The 2,639-nt window shown below is 62.4% G+C and carries 2 protein-coding genes; both read right to left on the reverse strand.

Annotated elements, in window-relative coordinates:
* Positions 1-1,474 (reverse strand): fatty acid--CoA ligase (locus AC1Q6C_RS33140; protein WP_492667107.1); only part of this gene is annotated, 1,474 nt, incomplete at its 3' end.
* Positions 1,475-1,557: 83 nt separating this feature from the next.
* Positions 1,558-2,625 carry a BtrH N-terminal domain-containing protein gene (locus AC1Q6C_RS33145; protein ID WP_003942427.1) on the reverse strand — a complete coding sequence of 356 codons (1,068 nt, stop codon included), beginning with the start codon at positions 2,623-2,625 and terminating at the stop codon, positions 1,558-1,560.
* Positions 2,626-2,639 lie beyond the last annotated feature (14 nt).

Here is a 2,639-nt window from a genome sequence, read left to right on the forward strand (position 1 = left end):
TAGCAGGTGTGGGCTCGCGGCCCTCACGTGGAACGATCACCGCGAGGGGGCGTTCTTGCCACTTCTCGTCCGGCACTCCGATCACAGATGCCTCGAGCACGTCTGGATGACCGGCAAGCAGCAGTTCGAGCTCGACCGAGGAGATCCACTCCCCGCCGGACTTGATCACGTCCTTGGCGCGGTCGGTCAGCGTCACGAAATTGCGTGCATCGATCCGCCCGACGTCGCCGGTGCGTAACCACCCTTCCTGAAACTTCTCACTGTCATGCTCCTCGCCGACGTACGAGCCGGTAATCCAGGGCCCGCGTGCTTGCAACTCACCGACCGCTTCGCCGTCGTGCGGGAGCTTATTGCCCTCGTCGTCGACAATCCTCAGCTCCACCCCTGCAACCGGGCGGCCTTGGGTGGCGCGCAGGCGCCAGCGCTCCTGCACATCGAGCGATACCGGTGGGCGTGCGATGGCGGCCAGCGGCGAGGTTTCGGTCATTCCCCATGCCTGGACGACCTGCACGCCGTACCTCTCCTCGAAGGCCTCCATCAGGTGAAGGGGTACTGCGGAACCACCGCAGGCGACCAGACCGAGAGAGGAGATGTCATAGCTGGAGTTTGCCTCCAAGAAGTTTAAGACGTCATTCCAGATCGTCGGAACTGCGCCCGCGACGGTCGGCCTCTGCGCGTCGATGAGCCGCACCAGCGGCTCAGCCTGCAGGAACCTGTCAGGCATGAGTAGGTCGGCGCCCGACATAAGGGCGGCATAGACTAGTCCCCAAGCGTTGGCGTGGAACATCGGCACGATGGCAAGGATCCGATCATCGCAGCTGACTCGCAGTCCGTCGGCGGCGCAGGCCGCCATCGAATGCAAGTACGTCGACCGGTGGCTGTAGGCGACCCCTTTGGGGTTGCCGGTGGTACCCGAGGTATAACACATAGCGGCTGCGGACTGCTCATCGAGATCAGGCCAGTCGAACGTATCGGACTGAGAGGCGAGGAACTCCTCGTACCCCACGACCCTGACCCCGTCACGGTGCAGCGGGGTAAGGTCCACTTCGCCGGTCACGACGACGGTGTGCACGCTGGTGAGCTGCAGCAGTACAGGGGCCAGCAAGGGCAGCAGGCTTCCATCGAGAATTACGACCTGATCCTCGGCGTGGTTGCCGATGTAGACAAGTTGATCAGGGGTGAGACGTAGGTTCAGGGTGTGCAGCACTGCGCCCATCGAGGGCACCGCACAGTAGGCCTCAACATGCTCCTGGTTGTTCCACATAAAGGTCGCAACACGCTCATCGCCTGTGATCCCGCAACCGCGCAATGCGTTGGCCAACTGTGCGGCTCTCCGTCCGACTTCGGCGAAAGTGCCGACCTTAACGCTCCCGTCGGACTGCAAGGTCCGTACGGTTGCCGAGCTATGCACACTCGAACCGTGGCGCAGAATCGCCGCAGTTGTCAAGGGAAAGTTCATCATCGTGCTCTGCATACCATTCCTTCATTCGATACTGCCTGCGAACGAACAGCGATCCGCAGATCAATTCACCGGGCGTCCTGGTTAACAGCGGGCTGTCAGAGACCTGCAGCCGTAAGTGAGGTTGAAGCCAATTCCAGGGACTCGACCAGGTTCGACTCGAGTTCTGGTAGTCGGCTAGCCGCCGTGACCACCGCCGCTAAGCGAGCGCGCGCATCAATGTCGCGTTGGGTCCCGGCACGTGCAGTTTCGGTCCATGCCTGCGCACAACGGCTGGCGGCGACGGCGAGGTCGGCGGTGGCTAGATCACCGGTCAGGCGTGCGACATCCGCGCAGCCATCGGCGAGCAACCGGCGGAATAGGCCGCCGCCGGTGCCCGCCTTCTCGATGAAAGCGCCCAGACTGAACAGGAAGATCTCAAGATCTCTTGTCGGAAGGTCTGCCCAGGCTCGAAGGTCGGCCGCCAACTGCTCGACTGCAGCTAGCCCCTCGGCCCCGGCCTCCATGGTCGTGAGATCAACGATCCCCGGCTGTGACGGGTGGCGCATGTTGGCCGCGGATTGGCGAAATGCCTCTGCCGCCACTGTTGCCATGTCTGGCAGCGCGCTCGGCCAGGTGATGCGGTATGTACAGTGGCGCGTCGGTTGAGGGAAGGACGTCGAGGAACGCGCCCGAGCCAGCGAATCGAGCGGGACTTCCTGCACCTCGGCGCGATCATTGTCTACGACGAAGGCAATCCCCTTAGCTTCGTCGTAACCGATCACCACGATGTCGTGGCGACTCATCTGCAACTGGACCTGCAGGTACGGTAGCTCGGCTATGTCGCCCCACACCAGGCTGGGTCTGCCTGCGTCGATCTCGTCGAGAACCCAAGACCATCCCTCACTGGGATCGTCGGTGGTGAGAACGTGGACCTGTCCGCCTAGCCGGCGGGGTAGATCGATTTCGAAGTCGGCCCCTCGTCCCACCAAATACAATGGTGGAACCAGGTCATTCGATCGGAGGTACGCTAGCCCCAGCGAGCCGCCGAGTGCGAACACCAGACCTTCATCGGGTGGCCCTTCCCACCCCAGTCCATGCCAGTGCAGAAGATCCCGCATTGCGCCAGAACCACAGTGCCCCCCGATCTGATGGGGGTAGTCCTTGATCAGGATCTTGCGGGGCATGTATCTTCCTTTTT

It is taken from the genome of Rhodococcus sp. MT28, from assembly GCF_058792695.1.

What these genes read in the sequence shown, in the direction of transcription:
- AC1Q6C_RS33145 (WP_003942427.1), bottom strand. Translation starts at nt 2,625, where the DNA reads ATGCCCCGCAAGATCCTGATCAAGGACTACCCCCATCAGATCGGGGGG.